23 protein-coding genes are annotated in these 22,200 nt (G+C 65.1%); 13 read left to right on the top strand and 10 right to left on the bottom strand.

Annotated features, from left to right (window positions below; genetic code table 11):
• Positions 1-158: 158 nt before the first annotated feature.
• Both DVS29_RS28340 and DVS29_RS28335 read right to left on the bottom strand, forming a co-directional pair.
• Entirely contained in the window at positions 159-542 is a 384-nt protein-coding gene (locus DVS29_RS28340) for a c-type cytochrome (protein ID WP_118183850.1), read from the bottom strand.
• Between the two features lie 54 nt (positions 543-596).
• Positions 597-965: a c-type cytochrome gene (locus DVS29_RS28335; protein ID WP_118183849.1), complete on the bottom strand. Its 369-nt coding sequence runs from the start codon at positions 963-965 to the stop codon at positions 597-599.
• A gap of 371 nt (positions 966-1,336) precedes the next feature.
• Between DVS29_RS28335 and DVS29_RS28330 the strand changes: the two genes are divergently transcribed.
• The 6 genes from DVS29_RS28330 to DVS29_RS28305 all read left to right on the top strand — a co-directional run bounded on the left by DVS29_RS28330 (position 1,337) and on the right by DVS29_RS28305 (position 7,234).
• On the top strand, positions 1,337-2,179 hold the full coding sequence (locus DVS29_RS28330; protein WP_118183848.1) for an AAA family ATPase: 843 nt from the start codon (positions 1,337-1,339) through the stop codon (positions 2,177-2,179).
• Positions 2,180-2,288: 109 nt separating this feature from the next.
• Positions 2,289-2,879 carry a GNAT family N-acetyltransferase gene (locus DVS29_RS28325; protein WP_118183847.1) on the top strand — a complete coding sequence of 197 codons (591 nt, stop codon included), beginning with the start codon at positions 2,289-2,291 and terminating at the stop codon, positions 2,877-2,879.
• Positions 2,880-2,921: 42 nt separating this feature from the next.
• Positions 2,922-4,097, top strand: a complete 1,176-nt coding sequence (locus DVS29_RS28320; RefSeq protein ID WP_118183846.1) for a vWA domain-containing protein — start codon at positions 2,922-2,924, stop codon at positions 4,095-4,097.
• A gap of 76 nt (positions 4,098-4,173) precedes the next feature.
• Entirely contained in the window at positions 4,174-5,403 is a 1,230-nt protein-coding gene (locus DVS29_RS28315; protein ID WP_118183845.1) for a benzoate/H(+) symporter BenE family transporter, read from the top strand.
• Positions 5,404-5,576: 173 nt separating this feature from the next.
• Positions 5,577-6,530, top strand: coding sequence for a transaldolase (gene tal / locus DVS29_RS28310; protein WP_118183844.1), 954 nt, complete (start codon positions 5,577-5,579; stop codon positions 6,528-6,530).
• Between the two features lie 269 nt (positions 6,531-6,799).
• A complete protein-coding gene (locus DVS29_RS28305) occupies positions 6,800-7,234 on the top strand; it encodes a VOC family protein (protein ID WP_118183843.1) in 435 nt (144 codons plus the stop codon).
• A gap of 37 nt (positions 7,235-7,271) precedes the next feature.
• On the opposite strand, the gene DVS29_RS28300 is transcribed toward DVS29_RS28305, so the two are convergent.
• The 4 genes from DVS29_RS28300 to DVS29_RS28285 all read right to left on the bottom strand — a co-directional run bounded on the left by DVS29_RS28300 (position 7,272) and on the right by DVS29_RS28285 (position 11,523).
• Positions 7,272-8,420, bottom strand: coding sequence for an FUSC family protein (locus DVS29_RS28300; RefSeq protein WP_118183842.1), 1,149 nt, complete (start codon positions 8,418-8,420; stop codon positions 7,272-7,274).
• Positions 8,421-8,563: 143 nt separating this feature from the next.
• Positions 8,564-10,114: a monocarboxylate uptake permease MctP gene (mctP, locus tag DVS29_RS28295; protein ID WP_118183841.1), complete on the bottom strand. Its 1,551-nt coding sequence runs from the start codon at positions 10,112-10,114 to the stop codon at positions 8,564-8,566.
• Entirely contained in the window at positions 10,111-10,353 is a 243-nt protein-coding gene (locus tag DVS29_RS28290) for a DUF3311 domain-containing protein (protein ID WP_118183840.1), read from the bottom strand. Before DVS29_RS28290 ends, mctP begins: the two co-directional genes overlap by 4 nt.
• A 159-nt stretch (positions 10,354-10,512) precedes the next feature.
• Positions 10,513-11,523: a class I SAM-dependent methyltransferase gene (locus DVS29_RS28285; protein WP_118183839.1), complete on the bottom strand. Its 1,011-nt coding sequence runs from the start codon at positions 11,521-11,523 to the stop codon at positions 10,513-10,515.
• Between the two features lie 217 nt (positions 11,524-11,740).
• Here DVS29_RS28285 and DVS29_RS28280 point away from each other — a divergent pair, with 217 nt between their 5' ends.
• A complete protein-coding gene (locus DVS29_RS28280) occupies positions 11,741-11,998 on the top strand; it encodes a type II toxin-antitoxin system Phd/YefM family antitoxin (RefSeq protein ID WP_118183838.1) in 258 nt (85 codons plus the stop codon).
• Positions 11,995-12,258: a Txe/YoeB family addiction module toxin gene (locus DVS29_RS28275; RefSeq protein ID WP_118183837.1), complete on the top strand. Its 264-nt coding sequence runs from the start codon at positions 11,995-11,997 to the stop codon at positions 12,256-12,258. Before DVS29_RS28280 ends, DVS29_RS28275 begins: the two co-directional genes overlap by 4 nt.
• Before the next feature lie 233 nt (positions 12,259-12,491).
• Here DVS29_RS28275 and DVS29_RS28270 read toward each other — a convergent pair whose 3' ends face one another.
• Positions 12,492-12,968 (bottom strand): DNA-deoxyinosine glycosylase, encoded by a 477-nt coding sequence (locus DVS29_RS28270; protein ID WP_118183854.1) that lies wholly within the window; start codon positions 12,966-12,968, stop codon positions 12,492-12,494.
• Between the two features lies 1 nt (position 12,969).
• Positions 12,970-13,662: a chorismate--pyruvate lyase family protein gene (locus tag DVS29_RS28265; RefSeq protein ID WP_118183836.1), complete on the bottom strand. Its 693-nt coding sequence runs from the start codon at positions 13,660-13,662 to the stop codon at positions 12,970-12,972.
• Between the two features lie 249 nt (positions 13,663-13,911).
• On the opposite strand from DVS29_RS28265, the gene DVS29_RS28260 reads away from it, so the two are divergent.
• On the top strand, positions 13,912-14,178 hold the full coding sequence (locus DVS29_RS28260; protein ID WP_118183835.1) for a hypothetical protein: 267 nt from the start codon (positions 13,912-13,914) through the stop codon (positions 14,176-14,178).
• Between the two features lie 150 nt (positions 14,179-14,328).
• On the opposite strand, the gene htpG is transcribed toward DVS29_RS28260, so the two are convergent.
• Together htpG and DVS29_RS28250 are read right to left on the bottom strand one after the other, a co-directional pair.
• On the bottom strand, positions 14,329-16,227 hold the full coding sequence (htpG, locus tag DVS29_RS28255; RefSeq protein WP_118183834.1) for a molecular chaperone HtpG: 1,899 nt from the start codon (positions 16,225-16,227) through the stop codon (positions 14,329-14,331).
• Positions 16,228-16,343: 116 nt separating this feature from the next.
• Complete coding sequence (locus DVS29_RS28250; RefSeq protein WP_118183833.1) at positions 16,344-17,813, bottom strand: aminotransferase-like domain-containing protein; 1,470 nt, start codon at positions 17,811-17,813, stop codon at positions 16,344-16,346.
• 124 nt (positions 17,814-17,937) lie between these two features.
• Between DVS29_RS28250 and DVS29_RS28245 the strand changes: the two genes are divergently transcribed.
• From DVS29_RS28245 to DVS29_RS28230, 4 genes are all read left to right on the top strand, one after another.
• Positions 17,938-18,627 carry a VOC family protein gene (locus DVS29_RS28245; protein WP_118183832.1) on the top strand — a complete coding sequence of 230 codons (690 nt, stop codon included), beginning with the start codon at positions 17,938-17,940 and terminating at the stop codon, positions 18,625-18,627.
• A gap of 105 nt (positions 18,628-18,732) precedes the next feature.
• Positions 18,733-19,929 (top strand): aminotransferase-like domain-containing protein, encoded by a 1,197-nt coding sequence (locus DVS29_RS28240; protein WP_118183831.1) that lies wholly within the window; start codon positions 18,733-18,735, stop codon positions 19,927-19,929.
• Positions 19,930-20,068: 139 nt separating this feature from the next.
• A complete protein-coding gene (locus tag DVS29_RS28235; protein WP_118183830.1) occupies positions 20,069-20,533 on the top strand; it encodes a RidA family protein in 465 nt (154 codons plus the stop codon).
• 391 nt (positions 20,534-20,924) lie between these two features.
• Positions 20,925-21,809, top strand: coding sequence for a PhzF family phenazine biosynthesis protein (locus DVS29_RS28230; protein ID WP_118183829.1), 885 nt, complete (start codon positions 20,925-20,927; stop codon positions 21,807-21,809).
• Positions 21,810-22,200 lie beyond the last annotated feature (391 nt).

Genomic DNA, 22,200 nt, shown 5'->3' with positions numbered 1-22,200 from the left:
CACCCGGGAAACCCTTGCCTTCGGCTAACTCTTCCCCTTGCCGGGCGAGTAGAGGACTTTCACCTCCAAGTGAGTGCGCCCTGCCGGGCGCACCCACAAAAAAAGACACCCCGCTCGCGCGAGGTGTCTTTCTTCAAGCTGGCTAAAAAGACCGCGGCTTACTTCTTCTGCACGAGATCGCCGTTCAGCGATTCGATGTAAGCGGCCAGATCCTTCATGTCGCCCGGCGACAGGCTCTGCACCTGCGCCTGCATGATCGCGTTGTTGCGGCCGAGATGCGGGTTGCCCGTGCCCATCTGGTACTGGCGCAGCGCCCAGTAGACGTAGTCGGCATGCTGGCCCGCGAGCTTCGGATACTGCGGGCTCACCGGCTTGTTCAGACCCGGACCGTGGCAGGCCGCGCAGTTGTGGCTGTCGGCGAGCACCTTGCCGGCCGATGCGTCGGCCGCATGCGCCGGGGTCAGCGCGACGGCACCGACGAGCGCCACCGATGCGCACGCAGCCTTGAACATCGTGTGGAGGGCCTGTTGGGGCTTGTTCATGGATTCTCCTGTTCCGCGAAAACCGGCGCGCAACGCGACGCGGCCGGCACGGCTTTACTTGTCGGGGTTGTTCTTCGACGAGGACGTCTGCGCGGCGTAGTACGCGGCGATGTCGGCGATGTCCTGGTCCGACAGCGAGGTGGCGATGGCGTGCATCGTTTCGAAATGACGGTCGCCCTTCTTGTACTCGTTCAGCGCGTTCGCGATGTATTCGGCGTTCTGGCCGCCGAGCATCGGCACGCGGTACACCTCGGGATACGCGGTGCGGTAGTCCGGAATGCCGTGGCAGCCGATACACATCGCGACCTTGCCCTGGCCCGCCTTCGCGTTGCCGACGACATCCGCTGCCTGGGCGCTGGCGGCGAAGCCCGCGAGCACCGACAGCGCTGCGATCACGACGTGTTTGCCGACGAATTTGTTCATAGCATGTAACCTGGCATGAGGGGAAACGGGCGCCCGAAAAGGCAACGGCCTGCGCCGTTATTCTTCTAGGGTTGCCACGCAGGCCAAAAAAATCCGGCCAATTGTACCGCGACGCCTGGCCGAACGTCCACCGGGCGGCCCGCGGCACGACGCTGCGTCCGCCGGGGTCGCGCCCCGCTCCGGCAGCGTGCCGCCGCGCGCATCCGGGCATCGCGGGAACGCCGGTTGCGCGACCCGCGCAATGGCCTTCACAGCGGCCTTCACAACGGCCCTTTCCGGGCCTTGCGGCGCGGGTCACACGATACGCGAGGCGCGCCAGGGCCAACAGGGCTTCTGACTTATACTGGAATTTTTCTGGAGAGCGTTCCGCCATGCGCTTCGAAGGCTCATCGCAGTACGTCGCCACCGACGACCTCAAGCTCGCGGTCAACGCCGCGATGACGCTGAAACGCCCGCTCCTGATCAAAGGCGAACCGGGCACCGGCAAGACGATGCTCGCCGAGGAAGTGGCCGCGGCGCTCGGCATGCCGCTGCTGCAATGGCACATCAAGTCCACCACGAAGGCGCAGCAGGGTCTCTACGAATACGATGCGGTGTCGCGTCTGCGCGATTCGCAGCTCGGCGACGAGCGCGTGAAGGAGATCGGCAACTACATCGTGAAGGGCGTGCTGTGGCAGGCGTTCGAATCGGACCAGCAGACGGTGCTGCTGATCGACGAGATCGACAAGGCCGACATCGAATTCCCGAACGATCTGCTGCGCGAACTCGACCGCATGGAGTTCTACGTGTACGAGACGCGCGAACTGGTGAAGGCCAGGCACCGTCCGCTCGTGATCATCACGTCGAACAACGAGAAGGAGCTGCCCGACGCGTTCCTGCGCCGCTGCTTCTTCCACTACATCAAGTTCCCGGAGCCGGCCACGATGCAGCAGATCGTCGAGGTGCACTATCCGGGCATCCGCCAGGACCTGCTGAAAGCCGCGATGGAAAGCTTCTTCGAGCTGCGCGGCGTGTCGGGGTTGAAGAAGAAGCCGTCCACGTCGGAACTGCTCGACTGGCTGAAGCTGCTGCTCGCGGAAGACATCCCACCGGAGGCGCTGCGCTCCACCGACCACAAGCAGATCATTCCGCCGCTGCACGGCGCGCTCCTGAAGAACGAGCAGGACGTGAGCCTCTTCGAACGGCTGATCTTCATGAACCGCAGCAACCGGTGATGGCGGGCGGCCCTGCGACAATAGACCGCACCCCGGCACGATAGCAACCCCGCGCCGCCAGCCCCGCACTGCCAATCCCGCACTGCTATCCATTACGGAGCCCTGACTCATGAGCCGCTGGATCGAACCCGTCACGTTGACCGGCCAGCACGTCAGCCTCGAGCCGCTGCGCATCGAGCATGCCGACGCGCTCGCGGCAGCCGCGGCGGATGGCGAACTCTACCGGCTCTGGTACACGACCGTTCCCGAGCCGGGCGCCGAGCGCGCGTACATCGAAACGGCCCTCGCGATGCGCGATGACCAGGGCGCGCATCCGTTCGCGGTACGCGAGCTCGCATCGGGCGAGATCGTCGGGACGACGCGCTATCTGAACGTCGAGGCCGCGCATCGCCGGCTCGAGATCGGCGCGACGTGGTACGCGAAGCGCGTGCAACGCACCCTGCTCAACACCGAAGCGAAGCTGCTGCTGCTCGCGCACGCGTTCGACCAGCTGAACGCGAACGCCGTCGAGTTCCGCACGCATTTCATGAACCACGCGTCACGCGCCGCGATCGCGCGGCTCGGCGCGAAGCAGGACGGAATCCTGCGCAACCATATGATCGGCCGCGACGGCGTGCTGCGCGATACCGTCGTGTTCTCGATTATCGCGGGCGAATGGCCCGCCGTACGCGCCAACCTGCTCTTCAAGCTCGCGCGCTGACGCGGAACGCGCCACGCACACAGTCATCGCGGAGAACCGGCCATGCTCATCGACTTCTTCTACTCGCTGCGCGCCGCGAAACTGCCGGTCTCGGTCAAGGAATACCTGACGCTGATGGAAGCGTTGAAGGCGCGCGTGATCGCGCCGTCGCTCGACGAGTTCTACTATCTCGCGCGCATGACGCTCGTGAAGGACGAGCAGTACTTCGACCGTTTCGACCAGACCTTCGGCGCGTTCTTTCGCGGCGCCGAAATGAAGGCCGAGCTCGCGTTCGAGATTCCCGAGGAGTGGCTGAAGAAGAAGCTGCAGCGCGAATTCACGGCGGAAGAGAAAGCGCAGATCGAAGCGATGGGCGGTCTCGACAAGCTGCTCGAACGGCTGAAGGAACTGTTCGACGAGCAGAAGGAACGCCACGAAGGCGGCAGCAAATGGATCGGCACGGGCGGCACGTCGCCGTTCGGCCATGGCGGCTACAACCCGGAAGGCGTGCGCATCGGCGGCGAAGCATCGGGCAACCGCACCGCGGTGAAAGTGTGGGACGCGCGCGCGTACCGCGACTACGACGACCAGGTGGAGATCGGCACCCGCAACATCAAGGTCGCGCTGCGCCGGCTGCGGCGCTTCGCGCGCGAAGGCGCGGCCGAAGAGCTGGACCTGCCCGACACGATCCACAGCACCGCGGCGAACGCCGGCTGGCTCGACATCAAGATGGTCCCGGAGCGGCACAACAATGTGAAGGTGCTGATGCTGCTCGACGTCGGTGGATCGATGGACGATCACATCAAGCGCACCGAAGAGCTCTTTTCCGCGGCGAAGGCCGAGTTCAAGCACCTCGAGTTCTACTACTTCCACAACTGCGTGTACGACTACCTGTGGAAGAACAACCGGCGCCGCCACACCGAGCGCACGCAGACCCTCGACGTGCTGCACAAGTTCACGCCCGACTACAAGCTGATCTTCGTCGGCGATGCAACGATGAGCCCGTACGAAGTGCTGCAGCCCGGCGGCTCGGTCGAATACAACAACGCGGAGGCCGGCGCGGTGTGGCTGCGGCGCCTCGCGGACCAGTTCCCGCATTTCGCGTGGCTCAACCCCGAGCCCGAAGGGCTGTGGGAATATCGCCAGTCCGTGTCGGTGATTCGTGAGATTCTCGGCCACCGGATGTATCCTCTCACGCTCGCCGGGCTCGAAACCGCGATGCGTATCCTCAGCAAATAGGCGCGCGCGGCGCCGGGCACCAGCCTCACAAATAACCGAAAAGCATCCGCTTCACGCACTTCCACGCACCATCCGCATGAGTTCGCCGTCCCTGCCACCGCTGTCCCCTGCCCCGTCGTCCTCCGCCACGCTGTCGCCGCTGCGGCCCTTCGCCGATTCGTCGCTCGCCGCACTCGTCGCGGGTTTCGTCGCGATGATGACGGGCTACACGAGTTCGCTCGTGCTGATGTTCCAGGCCGGCCACGCCGCGCACCTCAGCGACGCCCAGATCTCGTCGTGGATCTGGGCGCTGTCGATCGGGATGGCCGTCTGCACGATCGGGCTGTCGCTGCGCTATCGCGCGCCGATCGTGATCGCCTGGTCGACGCCGGGCGCGGCGCTGCTCGTCGGCGCATTGCCGCACGTGCCGTATCCGCAGGCGGTCGGCGCGTTCGTCGTGTGCGCGGTGCTGCTGACTGCAGTCGGCCTGTCGGGCTGGTTCGACACGCTGATGAAGAAGGTGCCGGCCGGCATCGCGTCCGCGCTGCTCGCAGGCATCCTGTTTGAGATCGGCATCGGGGTCTTCCATGCCGCAGAGACCCGCACGCCGCTCGTGCTGACGATGTTCTTCACCTACCTCGCGGTGAAACGCTTCTCGCCGCGCTATGCGATCGTCACGACGCTCGCGGTCGGCACCGCGGTGGCGGGCGGCCTCGGCCTGCTCGATTTCAGCCATTTTCACGTCGCGCTCGCGCAGCCGGTGCTGACTGTCCCGGCGTTCTCGGTGTCCGCGATTGTCAGCATCGGCATTCCGCTCTTCGTCGTCGCGATGGCGTCACAGAACGTGCCGGGCATCGCGGTGCTTCGCGCGGACGGCTACACCACGCCATCATCGCCGCTGATCTCGACCACCGGCCTCGCCTCGCTGGTGCTCGCGCCGTTCGGTTCGCACGGCGTCAACCTGGCCGCGATCACCGCGGCGATCTGCACCGGGCCGCAGGCGCACGAAAACCGCGCGAAGCGTTATACCGCGGCGCTATGGTGCGGTGCGTTCTACCTCGTCGCCGGCGTGTTCGGCGCAACCATTGCCGCCCTCTTCGCCGCGTTGCCGAAGGAACTCGTCGTCTCGGTCGCGGCGCTCGCGCTGTTCGGCTCGATCATGAACGGCCTCGCCAGCGCGATGCAGGAGCCGAAAGCGCGCGAGGCGGCGCTGATCACCTTCATGGTGACGGCCTCGGGGCTCACGCTGCTGTCGATCGGCTCGGCGTTCTGGGGGCTGGCCGCGGGGGTGATCACGCAGGTCGTGCTGAACGCGCGGCGGGCGTAGGATGTCGGCTTTCCGTCAGGCGCGCGCCCTCCGAACGCCGCGTTGCCGCACATGTCAAAAACGCATCACCCGATCCGCCATAAAATAGCGGTATCGGCCGGCGATCGGGAGCATCATCGAACGATCGCCACTCTTTTCCCTCTCACTGCGCCCTTGCGCCCGGAAGGCTCGACATGACTACCGCACTCGACCAGCTGAAGCAGTACACCACCGTTGTCGCCGACACCGGCGACTTCCAGCAGCTTGCGCAGTACAAGCCTCAGGACGCGACCACGAACCCGTCGCTGGTCCTGAAAGCCGTGCAGAAGGACGACTACAAGCCGCTGCTCGAAAAAACCGTACGCGAACACGCGTCGAAACCGGTCGGCGCGATCATCGATCAGTTGCTGATCGCGTTCGGCACCGAAATCCTGAAGATCGTCCCGGGCCGCGTGTCGACCGAAGTGGACGCCCGCCTGTCGTTCGACACGAAAGCCTCGATCGACAAAGCGCACGAAATCATCAAGCTGTACGCCGATCACGGCATCAGCCGCGACCGCGTGCTGATCAAGCTCGCGTCCACGTGGGAAGGCGTCCGCGCCGCCGAAGTGCTGCAGAAGGAAGGCATCCACTGCAACATGACGCTGATGTTCTCGCTCGCGCAGGCCGTCGCCTGTGCCGAAGCGGGCGCGCAGCTGATCTCGCCGTTCGTCGGCCGGATCTACGACTGGTACAAGAAGGCCGCCGGCAGCAACTGGGACGAAGCGAAGAACGGCGGCGAGAACGATCCGGGCGTGCAGTCGGTGCGCCGCATCTACGCGTACTACAAGCACTACGGTCACAAGACCGAAGTGATGGGCGCGAGCTTCCGCACCATCAGCCAGATCACGGAACTGGCCGGCTGCGACCTGCTGACCATCAGCCCGGATCTGCTGCAGAAACTCGCCGACAGCAACGACAAGCTGGAACGCAAGCTGTCGCCGGAAGCCAGCAAGAACGCCGACATTCCGAAGATCGCCGTCGACGAATCGTCGTTCCGCTTCCAGCTGAACGACGACGCGATGGCCACCGAAAAGCTCGCCGAAGGCATCCGCACGTTCGCCGCGGACGCGGTCAAGCTCGAGAAGCTGATCGAAGCACTGCGCTAGGCCTTCGCACACCCTGCTGACGGCACCCGCGGGCGCGACGCGCGCCCGTGCGGTGTCCACCCTTCCCGGTCGGGCGCACCGGCACTTCGCGTGCCGCTGCGCCCGATTGTTTTGGGTCGTACATCGTGGGCCCGTCGCCTGCCTTCACATACGGAATACCGTCACATCCTGCGCCGGTCAGCGGACTAGAATCGATTCGTTCGCGCGTGCATCCGGCCGACGCATCTGGCCCGATCTGGCCGCGCGCGACATCCCTCAAGGAGACAACGATGCTAGTCCAGCCCTACCTGTTTTTCGATGGCCGCTGCGAAGAGGCGCTCGCGTTCTACGGCAAGACGGTCGGCGCGCAGGTGCTGTTCCAGATGCGCTACAAGGACATGCCGCCCGATCCGAACAACCCGGTCAACATGGAGCTCTCCGACAAGATCATGCACACGTCGTTTCGCATCGGCGACACGGAGCTGATGGCGTCGGACGGGCAGTGCGACGGCAAGCAGGCGGCGCACTGCGGCTACAGTCTGTCGCTGACCGCCGACGACCTCGAGTCCGCGCAGAAGATGTTCAACGCGCTCGCCGACGGCGGCAAGGTCACGATGCCGTTTGCTCCCACGTTCTGGAGCAAGGGGTTCGGCATGGTGGCTGATCGTTTCGGCGTCGGCTGGATGGTGACCGTTCCGCACGAAGGCGAGATGCCGCAGAGCTAAAGCGGGCGGCCAGGCGCGGCCGGCTAGGCGCCCCCGGCTAGGCGCCCCCGACCGTTCCCGCGCGCGGCGGCCGGATGCGCCGTTCGATGTTCCAGTTCGGCTCGATCGCATAGAGCAGGCCGCGCAGCTGCCCGACCTGCTCCGCAAGCCGCTCGCCGAGCCAGAACGGCCCGAGTTGCGCGGCCGTCAACTGCGTCGTTGGTGCATCGTCCGCCGGCTCGCAACTCGCGCCGCCGCGCGGCGCAGGCGTGCGCGGCTCGAGCGTCGCGGAAAAACGCAGCGCGCGGGCCATCTCCAGCATGCTCGCGCGCATCTCCCGCATCTGCGGATGGCACTGATGCGCGAACGCCGCCCGGCCCGATGCGTCGGCATGTGCGAGCGCGCCCTCCACCATCATTTCCAGCGCGCTCAGCATCGTGCGGTGCAGACGCTGGATCTCCTCCAGCCGCGCGTTCGGCACGTCGATCTCCTTCGCCACCGACGGCATCAGCCCCCGTGCCTGCACGAGCCGCCCGCCGAGCTGGATGAAGACGCGGTTCTGCGTCTCCGTGTCGAACTTTTCGCCCTCCATTACCCTCAGCAGCACGCGCGCGCAGCCGCGCAGGTTGTCCGCGATCAGATAGCGCCACGAATAGGTGGCGTGCAGCGGCAGCGCGAACGAAAACGCGAGTGCGATCACGATGCCGATCATCACGTTGAGCGTGCGCCACAGGCCCGTGTCGATCAGGTTGTCGCCGTGACCCGCGACGATGCACGCGGTGATCGCCGTCAGCAGAGCGACGTAGCCGGCCTTGCCGATCGCGTAGTAGCCGCAGACCGCGGCGATGATCGACATCAGCACGTAGGTGACCCACAGCGAACCGATGAACGACTGCTGCAGGATCAGCGCGAGACCGATCGTCGCGCCGAGCATGGTGCCGGCGGCGCGGTCCGTCGACTTCTTGCGGATGTTGCCGTGATGCTGCAGCCCGCCGATCACGACGAGCGTGGTGACCGACGCCCAGATGCCGTGCGGAATGTGGATGCCGCTCGTCATCAGGATCGACACGAACATCGCGAGACCGACCCGCACCGCATGGATGGTCTTCGCGTGACGGAAACGGTAGAACGGCGACATGACGGCGCGCACCACGCGGGACAGCAGCGAGCGGCGCGGCGCGAGCTGGGCGGTAGAGGTCGAAGCCATGCTGGGCAGACGCGCTGGACGCGCTCCGAAACCGGTTCACGCTATCGTGCACCAGAACGCCGGAAGAAGAAACGCCCGCAACGTTCGTTGCGGGCGTTTCGATCACACCGGATGCTGGCGCAGCGCCAGCCAGCCAGCGAGGCTCAGCTTTCGACGACGTCCAGGTAGTCGTCCGGATGCGTATGATCCGCGGCCGGCTTCATGCCCATCGCGCGAACCGCGAGGCTGACCACTACCGACACCACGAGGTTCACGATCAGCGACCACACCGCGGCGTAACCCGGAATCGCGACGCCGCCGATGTGCAGCACGTAGATCGAACCGGCGAGCTTCAGCGAGATCGCCATCCACGTACCGGTCGCGATACCCGCCGCCCAGCCGATCAGGAGGCCACGGTAGTCGAGCATGCGCGTGTAGAGACCGAGCACGATCGCGGGCAGCGTCTGGATGATCCAGATACCGCCGAGCAGTTGCAGCTGGATCGCGTACGTGAGCGGCAGACCGAGAATGAACGCGACCGCGCCGACCTTCACGATCAGCGACACCAGCTTCGCGATGTTGGTCTCCTGCTCGTTCGTCATGTTGCGGTTCACGAACTGCTTGTGGATGTTGCGCGTGTACAGGTTCGCGGCCGCGATCGACATGATTGCCGCCGGCACCAGCGCGCCGATACCGATCGCCGCGAACGCGACGCCGACGAACCACGACGGGAAGAAGTGCAGGAACAGCGCCGGCACCGCGAAGTTCGGGCCGAACGCCTTGAAGTACGGCGCGAACTCCGGCATGTCCTTCACGCCCGACGCGAGCGCCATGAAGCCGAGCAGCGCGAGCAGGCCGAGCACCAGCGAGTAGGCCGGCAGCATCGCCATGTTGCGGCGGATCGTGTTGCCCGACGACGACGACAGCACCGCCGTGATCGAGTGCGGATACAGGAACAGCGCCAGCGCCGAGCCGACCGCGAGCGTCGCGTACGCGCTGTAGCCATTCAGGCTTGCCACGTCAGGCGCCTTCAGCAGCAGCTTGGCTGGCGGCACCGCGGCGAAGATGTGGCCAAAGCCGCCGAGCTGCGACGGGATCACGATCACGGCCGCGCCGATCGTGATGTAGATCAGCACGTCCTTGACGACCGCGATCATCGCCGGCGCGCGCAGGCCCGACGTGTACGTATACGCGGCGAGGATCGCGAACGCGATGATGAGCGGCAGGTCGCCGACGAAACCGGTCGTATCGAAACCGAGCGCGCCGATCACCACTTCGATGCCGACGAGCTGCAGCGCGATGTACGGCATCGTCGCGAGAATGCCGGTCACGGCGACCGCGAGCGCGAGGCTGCGGCTGCCGTAGCGGGCGTTGACGAAGTCGGCGGAGGTGACGTAGCCCTGCCGCTTCGCGATGCTCCACAGCTTCGGGAACACGACGAACGCGAACGGGTAGATCAGGATCGTATAGGGCAGCGCGAAGAAGCCGGTTGCGCCCGCGCCGAACACGAGCGCCGGCACCGCGACGAAGGTGTACGCGGTGTACAGGTCGCCGCCGAGCAGGAACCACGTGACGATCGTGCCGAAGCGCCGGCCGCCGAGGCCCCACTCTTCCAGATGGCCGAGATCGCCGCGGCGCCAGTGCGCGGCGACGAAACCGAGAATCGTGACGCCGATGAAGAACAGGACGAAAACGAAGGTTGCGGTTGCATTCATGGCAGATCCCTCGGGGAGCTGTGGCTCTTCGAGAGGCCTTTGGTCTTGAAGTACACGAGCGCGGTGATCACGGCGCTGATCAGCACCCACGCGAGCTGGTACCAGTAGAAGAACGGGAAGTCCCACAACGTGGGCTCGACCTTGTTATACGAAGGCACCCAGATCATCGCGATCCAGGGCAGCAACAGCAACCAGAGCCAGCGGCGGCCGGCTTTTTTGGCGTCGGCGTCTTGAGCCATGACGTCTCCTCTACTTTTATTCACTTGTGACCCGTGCGTGCCGGGCCACCCGGCCCCGCGGGCGGATGGCCCGCGGGTACCCCGAAAGCTTCGAAAGAGTATAGGAGTCGCAATCGCGCGGTCAAGCGGGGAGGACCCGAGGCCGCGCGGCCCGCGCGACTAGATGGTGAAGCTGTCCCCGTCCTGCCCCGACGACTTCTTCAGCGCCGCGAGCCATTGACGCGCGGGCAGGCCCAGCTTCTTCTCGATCAGCTTCGCGCGTTTCTTGAGCGCGCCGAACGGCGACTCCAGCGCGGGGCCCGAGAACGCCAGCGCGACGCGGTTGCCCTCGTGCACTTCGGGCAGCGCGATCACGCGGCCTTCGAACGCCTCAGACAGACGCTCCATGTTGCGCACGAAGCTCGGATGATCGCCGAACAGGTTCACGGTGACGACGCCGGCTTCGGTCAGACACGCGCGCGCCGCGCGATAGAACGCGACGCCGTCGAGCACCGGGCCGCGCGCGGTCGCGTCATACAGATCGATCTGCAATGCGCCGACGGTGCCGTGGTTCGCGCGATCGTGCACGAAGTCCCACGCGTCGGCTTCACGCACCGTCAGCCGATCGTCATCGGGCGGCAGCTCGAACATCGTGCGCGCCGCAACGACGACCGCCGGATTCAGCTCCACCGCTTCCACGGTCGCCCGCTTCAGATACTTGTGCGTGAACTTCGTCAGCGCCGCGGCGCCGAGACCGAGCTGCACGATGCGCTTCGGGGTCTGCAGGAACAGCAGCCACGCCATCATCTGTTGTGCATATTCGAGCTCGATGTGATTCGGCTTCTTAAGGCGCATCGCGCCTTGCACCCACTCCGTGCCGAAGTGCAGGTAGCGGACGCCGCTCTCTTCCGAGAACGTGACCGGCGCGAAGCGCGGCTTGCGCGGGGTGTCGATCTGCGGTGCGCCGTCGAGCGACTCTGCGCGGTCTGAGCGGTCTGCGCGGCGGGATTGCTTGCGCTTTTTGTCTTTGTGGGCTTTGGCGGCTTTGTCGTGCTTGTCGGCTTTGTCAGCGTGGCTTTTCGACGTTGCCACGTCATTGCCCGCTTCGTTGTCCACGTTATCGCCGTCGGTATCGCGGCGGGAGCGGAATGCCCGCGCCTCGGCGGACGCGCGCTTGATCAGTTTGTTCATATTTGAGGATGTCGCGCCATGGCGCCAGTTTCTGGACGAACGAGAGGATAGCATTCGCGGAGGTGGGGGTCGGCGGGGACGCCTTGCGCGGGGCGCGCGGTGCGTATCGCCGAATCGAGGCTGCCTTGGGACAGGCGGCGTGATCGTGAAATTGACATGTACAGTAAGACGTACATGTGTTAAAGTCACCATTCACCACTCGCTCTGGAAGGGGCCCATGCGAACTGTCCACTTCACTGACGCCCGCAGCAATCTGAAAACCATCATCGATCAGGTGGTCGACGACGCGGATGTGACATTGATCACCCGCCGCGACGCGCCGAACGCGGTGGTGATGTCGCAGGAGTATTACGACAGCCTGATGGAAACGGTCTATTTGCTCAAATCGCCGGCGAACGTCGCGCACCTTGAGCGGTCGATCGCGCAACTTCGTAAAGGGAAGGTCTCGGAACGTACGCTGGATGAAGGCCAATGACGATGCGGCTGGTGCGTTTTACTGCAGAAGCCTGGGATGACTACGTTTTCTGGCAATCTCAGGATCGAAAGACGCTGAAGCGTATCAACCAGTTGATCAAAGAGGCGCAACGCACCCCTTTTGAAGGAATCGGAAAACCGGAGCCGCTCAAAGCGAATCTCTCGGGTTTCTGGTCACGTCGCATTGATGAAGCGAACCGACTGGTGTACGAAGCCGACGAGAATCAGATCAATATCGTCGCTTGCCGCTATCACTATTAATGGCACTCATGCCAGCAGACGGGATGCGCACTGTCACCGTCAGACCGTCATGGCAACGACACCCTGACGACCACACTCCCGACCGGCTCGTCCAGCTGTCGCATCTGGACGGCCTGCTGCGCCCCAGGCAACCTCCTCCGCACAGCCAACTTATTCGTAACCGCACCGCCACGTACGCCAGACTACTCGACGGCTTCACTCAAAATGTTCGCGGCACTCCGATTTGATGAATTTCAATCGATAATCTGCCGCCAGACGGTGAGCTTCTGTTCGAATGACAGCATTGCATTCGCGGGGCTCGAAGAAGGCAGCACGAGCGTGTCGTAGCCAGCTGCCGAGATCACTGCTGCAAACCGCCCCGCCGTCTTGCCGTTGAAGCACACCTTCTTGAGCATAGGCGCATGCTCCCGCAGCGAATCGAAGTCGTTCGGCTGCGCGTTGCGGATCGCCGAATCGAGGCTGCCTTGACGATGGCACGCATCGAGCACGTCCCAGATGCCGATGCCATGTGTCAGAACGCGTTCGAGCCGCGCTTCATAGGCGAGTTCATGTAGTCCAGGTTCACCGAGCACCGCGCCAAGCAAACGCCAGAACTGATTGCGCGGATGTGCGTAGTACTGCGTCGCCGCCAGCGACGCCTCGCCAGGAAAGCTGCCGAGCACCAGCGTATGCGTATCGCCAGCGACCACCGGCGGAAATCCGCGCAGCATCTCAACGAGCCCGGCCGGGCGCGGTGCCGCCATGCGCGCGCGACGCGGTATGAACCAGCGGCAGGTCGCCACGCTCGCGCTCGCGTTCGCGCGCTTTCGGCTGCACCGGCACGTCGTGCCTGCGTTCGAGTTCGCGCCGGCTATCGAGATGCGCCCACAGCGCCGGCAGCATGCACTCGGTCACCATCAGCGGCGCGCGATGCCGCTCGAACACCGACCGCCGCGCGACCAGCGCATGCGGCGCGTCACCGGGAATCTGCACCTCGGCCAGCCGATAGAGCGGATGACGCGCGGTGAGCCGCCGGCTCACCAGCGCCGATCGCGCCACGCCGCTATCGCTATAGAGCAGTTCCGCGAGTGGACGCGTGCGCAGACGCCGCATCGCCTGCCACACGCCGGTGCTCGCGGCGAGCGGCGCAATGCTGTGCGCGGCGACGAACGGCACGCCATCCACCGACAGCACCACTTCGCGCACCCACACCGGCGCACGGTCAACGACGCCCAGCGCGTCGTGCTCGTCGGCCCAGCACTGCGCGACGGCTTCGCGCGTCACGCGCACGACGACCGTGCCGAGCGCGCGCAGGTGCGCCGTCAGCGAGCCGCCGCGGGTGAGCCAGTCCTTCTGGTCGGGAGTGAACGTGGACATCGGCGTGACGCGCCAGTGCGCATCGGCCGCATCGAAACGGATAGTCATGGCCGAATTATAAGATGGCGCGCCTTCATCCCGCGCCAACTTGCGCAGCGCAATTGGCGACGACTGCACGCCCCTCGTACCCACGCGCCGCTTTCACGCCGACCGCAATTCCAGGACTGTCATCAGACTGCGCCCAATTGAACGCGGACAGTTAGTTAACCATACTAACTTTTCTGTTCAATTCTGTTCGACGTTCGGCCTGGCGGATCTTCGAGACCGCCTTTTAGAACCTTCTCAAGGGAGCAGTTCATGACGGTAAAAGACAAGGAAACTTCCGATCGCATCGCGCATCTGGCAGCGATCGTTCTGAGAAAATCAGGCGTGTCGATGCTCGAAAAAGAGCTTGCGGGTTCCGCGCTCGCGCAGCATCACACGTCGAAGCACACGAGCGCGAAGATCGGCAGCCTCGCCTCGCACGTGCTGAAAGACTCCGCGGCGTGCGCGGAAGCGAAGGAACTCGCGGGTTCGGTGCTCGCGCAGGTTCGGCAGCATGGTGAACCGGTCGCCACGCGGTAAGCGCCAATAAAAAAACGCTGCCGTGAAGCAAACCCCGGAAGCTGGATCACTGTCCAGCTTCCGGAAGTCCGTTCAAAGCAGCGTTTTTCCAGTCAACGAATGGCTTGCAAAACCCCTCTGCCCAGCAAGCCATCCGCGATCAACAACGTATCAGCCCGCACGCGCCAGCAGCAGCGCATTGGTACGCTTCACGAAGCTCGCGGGGTCGTCGAGCGCGCCGCCTTCGGCCAGCAGCGCCTGGTCGAACAGCAGATGGCACCAGTCGTCGAAATGCGCGTCGTCCGTGTGCAGGCCCTTCACCAGCGCGTGCTCCGGATTCACTTCGAGAATCGGCTGCGACGCCGGCGCGTTCTGGCCCGCGGCCTTCAGCATCCGTTGCAGGTAACCGCTCATGTCGCCTTCGTCGGCCACGAGGCACGACGGCGAATCGGTCAGGCGGAACGTCAGGCGCACGTCCTTCGCCTTGTCCCTCAGCGCTTCCTTCATGCGCTCGACGAGCGGCTTCAGCTCTTCGCCCACCTTTTCCTGCGCCTGCTTTTCTTCGTCGTTCAGCGCGCCGAGATCGAGGTCGCCACGCGCAACGCTCGCGAGCGGCTTGCCATCGAACTCGTTCAGGAACGACAGCATCCATTCGTCGACGCGATCCGACAGCAGCACCACTTCCACACCCTTCTTGCGGAACACTTCGAGGTGCGGGCTGCTCTTCGCGGCCTGCCACGTATCGGCGGTCACGTAGTAGATCTTCGTCTGCTCGGGCTTCATGCGCGCGACATAGTCCGCGAGCGACACGTTCTGCTCCGCCGTGTCGCCATGCGTCGTCGCGAAGCGCACGAGTTTCGCGATGCGGTCCTTGTTCGCGAAGTCTTCGCCGATGCCTTCCTTCAGCACCTGGCCGAATTCCGTCCAGAACGTCGTGTACTTGTCTTTCGACGCCTGCTCGTCCGAGTTCGCGAGTTCTTCGAGCATCGACAGCGCGCGCTTGGTCACGCCTTCGCGGATCGCCTTCACGTCGCGGCTTTCCTGCAGGATTTCACGCGACACGTTGAGCGGCAGATCGCTCGAATCGACCACGCCCTTCACGAAGCGCAGGTAGGACGGCAGCAGCTGCTCGGCGTCGTCCATGATGAACACGCGCTTCACGTACAGCTTCAGCCCGCCGCGGTGTTCGCGGTTCCACAGGTCGAACGGTGCGTGCGCCGGCACGTACAGCAGCTGCGTATACTCGCTGCGACCCTCCACGCGGTTGTGCGTCCACGTCAGCGGGTCCTGATGGTCGTGCGCGAGATGCTGATAGAACTGCGTGTACTGCTCGTCGGTGATGTCGTTCTTCGGACGGGTCCACAGCGCGCTTGCCTGGTTGACGGTCTCGTCTTCGTCCTTCGCGACCATCTCGTTCTTCTCGCCGTCCCACTCTTCCTTCTGCATCAGAATGGGCAGCGCGACGTGGTCCGAGTACTTCTGGATGATCGACTTCAGCTTCCATGCGGACAGCAGCTCGTCTTCGTCCGCGCGCAGATGCAGCGTGATCGACGTGCCGCGCTGGGCGCGCTCGATCGTGTCGACCGCGAAGTCGCCCTCGCCTGCGCTTTCCCAGCGCACGCCTTCCGCGGCGGGCAAGCCCGCGCGGCGCGTTTCGACGGTGATCCTGTCCGCAACGATGAAGCCTGAGTAGAAGCCCACGCCGAACTGACCGATCAGCGCCGCGTCCTTCTGCTGGTCGCCGGAGAGCTTGCCGAAGAACTCCTTCGTGCCCGAGCGCGCGATCGTGCCGAGGTTCGAGATCGCTTCGTCGCGGCTCATGCCAATGCCGTTGTCTTCGATCGTGATGGTGCGCGCGGCCTTGTCGAACGACACGCGAATGCGCAGGTTCGGATCGCTCTCATACAGCGCGCTATTGGCGATCGCCTCGAAGCGCAGCTTGTCCGCCGCGTCCGACGCGTTCGAAATCAGCTCGCGCAGGAAGATTTCCTTGTTGCTGTACAGCGAATGAATCATCAGGTGCAGAAGCTGTTTGACTTCCGCCTGAAAGCTCATGGTTTCTTGTGCCATGTTCCAGTGTCCTCTTTGCAGTGCAGGTTGGTTCGTCGCGGGCAAATGGGGATGCCCGGCGCGATTTCAAGGGGTGCCGAAGGTGCCGGATGTACCGGACGCGCGGTATGCGCCGCTCACGACGCCCGCCGCGCCACGCCGTCGAGATACCGGCAGAGGAACGTCGGCAGCGCCGGATCGCCGCAGTTCGCGACATTGAAGCGCATGTAGCTGGACGGCGACTGATGCGGCGAGAACAGGCTCCCCGGCGTCAGCAGGAAGCCGGCCTCGTGCCCGGCCGCCGCGAGCGAATCGGAATCGACGCCGGTGTCGGCCCACAGGAACACACCCGCGCCCGGGGTGACGAAGAGCCGCAGACCGGTCTTCTCGAGCATCCGCGCCGACTTGTCGCGCACGGTGTCGAGCCGGCTCCTGAGCCGTTCCACATGGCGCCGGTAGTGGCCTTCGGTCAGCACTTTGTACAGCACCCGCTCGTTCAGTTCCGGCGACGTCATGCCGACCAGCATTTTCTGGTCCGTCAGCGCCTTCGCGATTTCCGGCGCGCACGCGATGAAGCCGACCCGCAGATTCGCCGCGAGCGTCTTCGAGAAACTGCCGAGAAAGATCACCCGGCGCAGCTGGTCGAGGCTCGCGAGACGCGTCGCCGGATAGCCCGGCGGGCACAGGTCGCCGTAGATGTCGTCTTCGACGACGATGAAGTCGTATTCCTCGGCGAGTCGCAAAATGCGAAACGCCTGCGCGGCGGTGAGCGACGTGCCGGTCGGGTTTTGCAGCACCGAATTGACGACGAGCATCTTCGGCCGCCAGGTCTTCACCAGCGTTTCGAGCGCATCGAGATCGGGCCCGTCCGGCGTGTACGGCATGCCCACCAGCCGCGCGCCCTGCGATGCGAAGCGGCCGAACATCTGGAACCACGCCGGATCGCCGACGATCACCGTGTCGCCGGTCTGCACGTAGAGGCGCGCAATCAGATCGATCGCCTGAGTGACGCCGGAGACCATCACGATCTGCTCGGGCGATGCGCCGATCTCGAGCTCCTCGAGACGCGTCTGCAACTGCTGCCGCAGCGGCAGGAAGCCCTGCGGCGTGCCGAAGCCGAGCATCTGCGCGCCGCTCTGGCGGCCGAGCGTGCGCAGCGCGCCCGCGATCAGGTCGCCGTCCAGCCAGCGCGACGGCAGGTAGCCGAGCCCCGGCCCCTTCTCCGGGCGGGTGGACGGATGCAGCATGTTACGCAGCAGCCAGACCACGTCGAGCGCATTCGGTCCGGGCTTCGGCGCGGCTTCGCCGGTCAGCCCGACAGCGCGCGGCTCGCCGGGGCCTGCGACCACCAGCCGTTCGCGCACGTAGAAGCCGGAGCCGCGGCGCGAATCCAGATAGCCCTGCGCGACCAGCCGCTCGTACGCCTCGACGACCGTAAAGCGCGACACGCCCTTGTCGAGCGCGAGCTTGCGGATCGACGGCATGCGCATGCCGGGGCGGAACACGCGCTCTTCGATGCGCCGCCGCGCCCATTGGACGAGCTGATCGACGAGCGTCAGCGTGGAAGCATCGTGCGGGGCGGGAATCAGGTCGAGCGGGACGGACATGGCGGGCCTCAGACTGTACCGAACACTATTTGGCCGATTGTACCGTTACTGTGCAGGTCGGAAGGACTACATTGACACGCATGAGTCATAATTCGAGATGTAAAAGGAATTTGAAATCAGGCACATGACCGCTCACCCGCTCAGCATCGACCACCTTGTCGTCACCGCCCGCACGCTCGACGAAGGCACGCAGTATGTCGCCGACACGCTCGGTGTCGCACCCGCGGGCGGCGGCGCGCATCCGCTGATGCGCACCCATAACCGGCTCCTGAACCTGTGGGGCGGCGTCTACCTGGAAGTGCTCGCGATCGACCCGGCCGCGGCCCAGACCTCGGCGGTCGAACGCCCGCGCCTCTTTGCGCTCGACGACCGGGCCACGCACGCGCGCCTCGAAAGCGGCCCGTTCCTGTCGCACTGGGTGGCGCGCGTCGAGCGGCCGCGTGATCTTGTGCGCTGGCAACAGCAGTATCCCGACCGCATTCCCACTGTCCTGCCGATGACGCGCAGCGACTTCCGCTGGAACCTGACGGTGCGCGACGATGGCGCGTTTCCCGCGTGGCAACACGCGGGCGACGGGCTGCTGCCGTCGCTGATCCAGTGGAACACGCAGCACCATCCGTCGGCGGTCCTGCCGGAAAGCGGCATCGCGCTGAAGTCGCTGCAGGGCTTTCATCCCGACGCGGCCACGCTGCGCGCGCAGCTCGACTGGCTCGGCGCCGGCCATCTGATCGCGATCGCCGGCAGCGAGGATGGGCACGCCGCATCGCTCGTCGCGCAGTTCGAGACGCCCGACGGCATCCGCACATTGCAGTAACCGCGCGTCGATGGCCGAGCAAACCAGCCCGCCCGGCCATCGACGCAAAGCTAGAATAGACCCCCTTCGACCGACCCCATTCAGCCCCACCCCAACGAGGAGACTATGGATCACAGCGACCTTCACGCCCCGACGTGGCAATTGTCCGAACGCGCACGCAAGCTCACGAGCTCGGCGATCCGCGAGATCCTGAAGGTCACCGAACGGCCCGAAGTCATCTCGTTCGCGGGCGGTCTGCCGGCGCCGGTCACGTTCCCGGCCGAGGAAATGCGCGCCGCGTCTGACCGCATCCTGCGCGACACGCCCGCCGCCGCGCTCCAGTACAGCGCGACCGAAGGCTACCTGCCGCTGCGCGAGTGGATCGCTAAACGCTATTCGGTGAACGGCGCGCAGATCCGCCCGACCCAGGTGCTCGTCACGACCGGCTCGCAGCAGGCGCTCGACCTGCTCGGCAAGGTGCTGATCGACCCGGCGAGCCGCGTGCTGGTCGAAACGCCGACCTACCTCGGCGCGCTGCAATCGTTCTCGCTGTTCGAGCCGCACTACGTGCAGGTACCGACCGACGAGCACGGCCTGATTCCCGAAGGCCTCACGCCCGAGCTGACCGCGGATGCGCGCCTGTTGTACGCGCAACCGAACTTCCAGAACCCGACCGGCCGCCGTCTGCCCATCGAACGCCGCCGCGCGCTGGCCGCGCTCGCGCAGACGGGCGCGTTCCCGATCATCGAAGACGATCCGTACGGCGCGCTCGACTACGCGGGCGAACCGCTGCCCACGATGCTCTCGATGGCGCCGGACCACATCGTGCATCTCGGCTCGTTCTCGAAGGTGCTGGCGCCGGGCCTGCGGATCGGCTACATCATCGCGCCCGAGGAACTGCACTTCAAACTCGTGCAGGCGAAGCAGGCCACCGACCTGCACACGCCGAGCTTCACGCAGCGCATCGTGCACGAGGTCGTGAAGGACGGCTTTCTCGACACGCACGTGCCCACCATCCGCGCGCTCTACCGCGACCAGTGTGCGGCGATGCTCGATGCGCTCGCGCGCTACATGCCGAAGGGCGTGAGCTGGAATCGCCCCGAAGGCGGCATGTTCGTGTGGGTCGACCTGCCGTCGCAGATCGACAGCATGAAGCTGCTCGAGGAAGCCGTCGCGCAGAACGTCGCGTTCGTGCCGGGCGCGCCGTTCTTCGCGAACGACGCGCAGCGCAACACGTTGCGCCTGTCGTTCGTGACGGTGCCGCCCGCGAAGATCGACGAAGGCATGGCGAAGCTCGGCGCGCTGATCGCGTCGAAGCTCTGAACCCGCGATGGCGCGCGCGGACCGATAAACGGCGAGCTGCCGCTCGTCCGGACACGGTTCGGTGCCACAATCGGGCAGTGTGTGGCCGCGCGCCGGCCGCGCTTTCCCGACGAATTCATTTACCGCAAGGACTGATGCAATGACTCAAGCGAACGTGTATGACCGGCTGAAGGAGCTCGGCATCGAACTGCCGAGCGCAGGCGCACCGGCCGCCGCCTATGTGATGAGCGCGCAGAGCGGCAATACCGTCTACCTGTCCGGCCACATCGCGAAGAAGGACGGCAAGGTGTGGGCCGGCAAGCTGGGCGACTCGATCACCACCGAAGAAGGCAAGGCGGCCGCCCGCTCCATCGCGATCGACCTGCTCGCGACGCTGCACGCGCACACCGGCGACCTGAACCGCGTGACGCGCATCGTGAAGCTGATGAGCCTCGTCAATTCGACGCTCGATTTTACCGAGCAGCACATCGTCACCAATGGCGCGTCGGAACTCGTCGCAGATGTGTTCGGCGAATGCGGCAAGCACGCGCGATCCGCATTTGGCGTTGCGCAGATTCCGCTCGGCGCATGCGTCGAGATCGAAATGATTGCGGAAATCGCATAGAGTGACCGAATAGTCGGACTATCATCCGTCGCGCTTCCGACCAAGGGTTTTCCATAGTCTGAACAGCGCGGAAACGCAGCATCCATGCGCGTCGCGAGGGTATTCCCCTCGCGGCGCATTTTCTTTTTGTAGGCTGATTCGCACCTCAGCTAGAGGTATTTCCTGACGGATTTTCAGGCGAATTTCCGTCGGTTCCTTACCTTTCCGTTTGAAGGTATTCGAACGCGACGGCAATGGCGCTCACTTGAAGCCGGTCAAAGCCGCGATGCGGGCCAACAAAAAGAATCCGCAAGCACCCGCGAAGGTGGTCAAATCAACGGGCGCCCCGTAAAATCGGCCCGCCAGTTGTCCGCACATCGTCACCTCAACGCTAACGGCGCAGTCCACCTTCATGGCCAGTCAGAGTGTTCGTTTCAAACAGGTCGACGTGTTCACGTCGGTCCCGTTCAAGGGCAATGCGCTTGCTGTCATCTTCGACGCCGGCGAACTCTCCACGGAGCAGATGCAGGCCATCGCACGCTGGACCAATCTGTCCGAGACGACCTTTCTCATAGCCGCCACCCATCCGGACGCCGATTACTACGTGCGTATCTTCACGCCGGGCGGCGAGCTGCCGTTCGCCGGACACCCCACCATCGGCACGGCGCATGCGCTGCTCGAGAGCGGTTACCAGCCAAAGCAGGCCGGCCGGCTCGTGCAGCAATGCGGCAAGGGGCTCGTCGAACTCGAACAGCAGGCCGACGGCAGCTGGTCGTTCGCCGCCCCGCCCGCGCGGGTGACGGCGCTGCCGGCCGAACGCCATGCCGAACTCGCGGCCGCGCTCCGCAGCGACGCGATCGACTTCTCCGCGCCGCCGCATGCGATCGACAACGGCGCGCCGTGGCTCGTGGTGCAGATGCAGTCGGCCGCAGCGTGCCTTGCGCTCAAGCCCGACGCGGCGCGGCTCGCGAAGATCGTCCACGATGTCGATGCGCATGGCGTGGCGGCTTACGGTCCGCACGATGCTGATGGCCCGGCCACCTTCGAGGTCCGCTGCCTGATGACGGGCGAAGCGTTCGGGGTCGGCGAAGATCCCGTCACGGGCAGCGCGAATGCGGCAATTGCCGGGTTGTTGACGGCGCAGCAAAGGCGCCCCGGCGAGCGCTATACGGCGCGTCAGGGCACCGTGCTCGGCCGTGCCGGCGACGTGCGGGTCCGTTACGACGATGCGGCCGGCAAGACCTGGGTGGGCGGCCCGGCGGTGACGGTCGTCGACGGAACGTTCAGGCTGCCCTGACCGGTCGTCCGGACATGCGCCGGCAGCGCCGGTCAACCCTCTGCGATTCGACATGCGCGATGCACGCCAACCATAGCCACACAATGCCTCTGCGAATGCCACGACGCGCGAGCCACAGACTGGCCCGCAGTCTGGCCATCCACCGTCGCAGCGAAACAATCGCCGCGACTGTCGGCATCCGGCTACCTGGTATGCATCGCCGCCCTAGCCTGGTTGCCGGCTCCTGGGGCATTGAGCGCCGCACGTGCCCAGCCGCGGCAGCGTATACCCGAAGGCTGGAAGCTTTCTTAATCTTTTGGCATTCAGTAATATCAAAATTACCGGGTCGACGCCCTGGCGCGCTCTTCCAACGGCTCGACACAACCGCCCGCTTCTATTCACTGCGCAGCCG

The sequence above is a fragment of the Paraburkholderia phosphatilytica genome (assembly GCF_003443895.1).
GTDB lineage: Bacteria > Pseudomonadota > Gammaproteobacteria > Burkholderiales > Burkholderiaceae > Paraburkholderia > Paraburkholderia phosphatilytica.
This window is presented reverse-complemented; position numbering and strand designations above follow the sequence as displayed.

Coding starts and splice junctions, on each gene's coding strand:
- tal (WP_118183844.1), top strand. CDS start 5,577: ATGACTACCGCACTCGACCAGCTGAAGCAGTACACCACCGTTGTCGCC.
- DVS29_RS28340 (WP_118183850.1), bottom strand. CDS start 542: ATGAACAAGCCCCAACAGGCCCTCCACACGATGTTCAAGGCTGCGTGC.
- DVS29_RS28325 (WP_118183847.1), top strand. CDS start 2,289: ATGAGCCGCTGGATCGAACCCGTCACGTTGACCGGCCAGCACGTCAGC.
- DVS29_RS28235 (WP_118183830.1), top strand. CDS start 20,069: ATGACTCAAGCGAACGTGTATGACCGGCTGAAGGAGCTCGGCATCGAA.
- DVS29_RS28260 (WP_118183835.1), top strand. CDS start 13,912: ATGACGGTAAAAGACAAGGAAACTTCCGATCGCATCGCGCATCTGGCA.
- DVS29_RS28265 (WP_118183836.1), bottom strand. CDS start 13,662: ATGACTATCCGTTTCGATGCGGCCGATGCGCACTGGCGCGTCACGCCG.
- DVS29_RS28315 (WP_118183845.1), top strand. CDS start 4,174: ATGAGTTCGCCGTCCCTGCCACCGCTGTCCCCTGCCCCGTCGTCCTCC.
- DVS29_RS28300 (WP_118183842.1), bottom strand. CDS start 8,420: ATGGCTTCGACCTCTACCGCCCAGCTCGCGCCGCGCCGCTCGCTGCTG.
- htpG (WP_118183834.1), bottom strand. CDS start 16,227: ATGGCACAAGAAACCATGAGCTTTCAGGCGGAAGTCAAACAGCTTCTG.
- DVS29_RS28250 (WP_118183833.1), bottom strand. CDS start 17,813: ATGTCCGTCCCGCTCGACCTGATTCCCGCCCCGCACGATGCTTCCACG.
- DVS29_RS28245 (WP_118183832.1), top strand. CDS start 17,938: ATGACCGCTCACCCGCTCAGCATCGACCACCTTGTCGTCACCGCCCGC.
- mctP (WP_118183841.1), bottom strand. CDS start 10,114: ATGAATGCAACCGCAACCTTCGTTTTCGTCCTGTTCTTCATCGGCGTC.
- DVS29_RS28230 (WP_118183829.1), top strand. CDS start 20,925: ATGGCCAGTCAGAGTGTTCGTTTCAAACAGGTCGACGTGTTCACGTCG.
- DVS29_RS28305 (WP_118183843.1), top strand. CDS start 6,800: ATGCTAGTCCAGCCCTACCTGTTTTTCGATGGCCGCTGCGAAGAGGCG.
- DVS29_RS28285 (WP_118183839.1), bottom strand. CDS start 11,523: ATGAACAAACTGATCAAGCGCGCGTCCGCCGAGGCGCGGGCATTCCGC.
- DVS29_RS28275 (WP_118183837.1), top strand. CDS start 11,995: ATGACGATGCGGCTGGTGCGTTTTACTGCAGAAGCCTGGGATGACTAC.
- DVS29_RS28280 (WP_118183838.1), top strand. CDS start 11,741: ATGCGAACTGTCCACTTCACTGACGCCCGCAGCAATCTGAAAACCATC.
- DVS29_RS28330 (WP_118183848.1), top strand. CDS start 1,337: ATGCGCTTCGAAGGCTCATCGCAGTACGTCGCCACCGACGACCTCAAG.
- DVS29_RS28290 (WP_118183840.1), bottom strand. CDS start 10,353: ATGGCTCAAGACGCCGACGCCAAAAAAGCCGGCCGCCGCTGGCTCTGG.
- DVS29_RS28270 (WP_118183854.1), bottom strand. CDS start 12,968: ATGCTGCGCGGATTTCCGCCGGTGGTCGCTGGCGATACGCATACGCTG.
- DVS29_RS28240 (WP_118183831.1), top strand. CDS start 18,733: ATGGATCACAGCGACCTTCACGCCCCGACGTGGCAATTGTCCGAACGC.
- DVS29_RS28320 (WP_118183846.1), top strand. CDS start 2,922: ATGCTCATCGACTTCTTCTACTCGCTGCGCGCCGCGAAACTGCCGGTC.
- DVS29_RS28335 (WP_118183849.1), bottom strand. CDS start 965: ATGAACAAATTCGTCGGCAAACACGTCGTGATCGCAGCGCTGTCGGTG.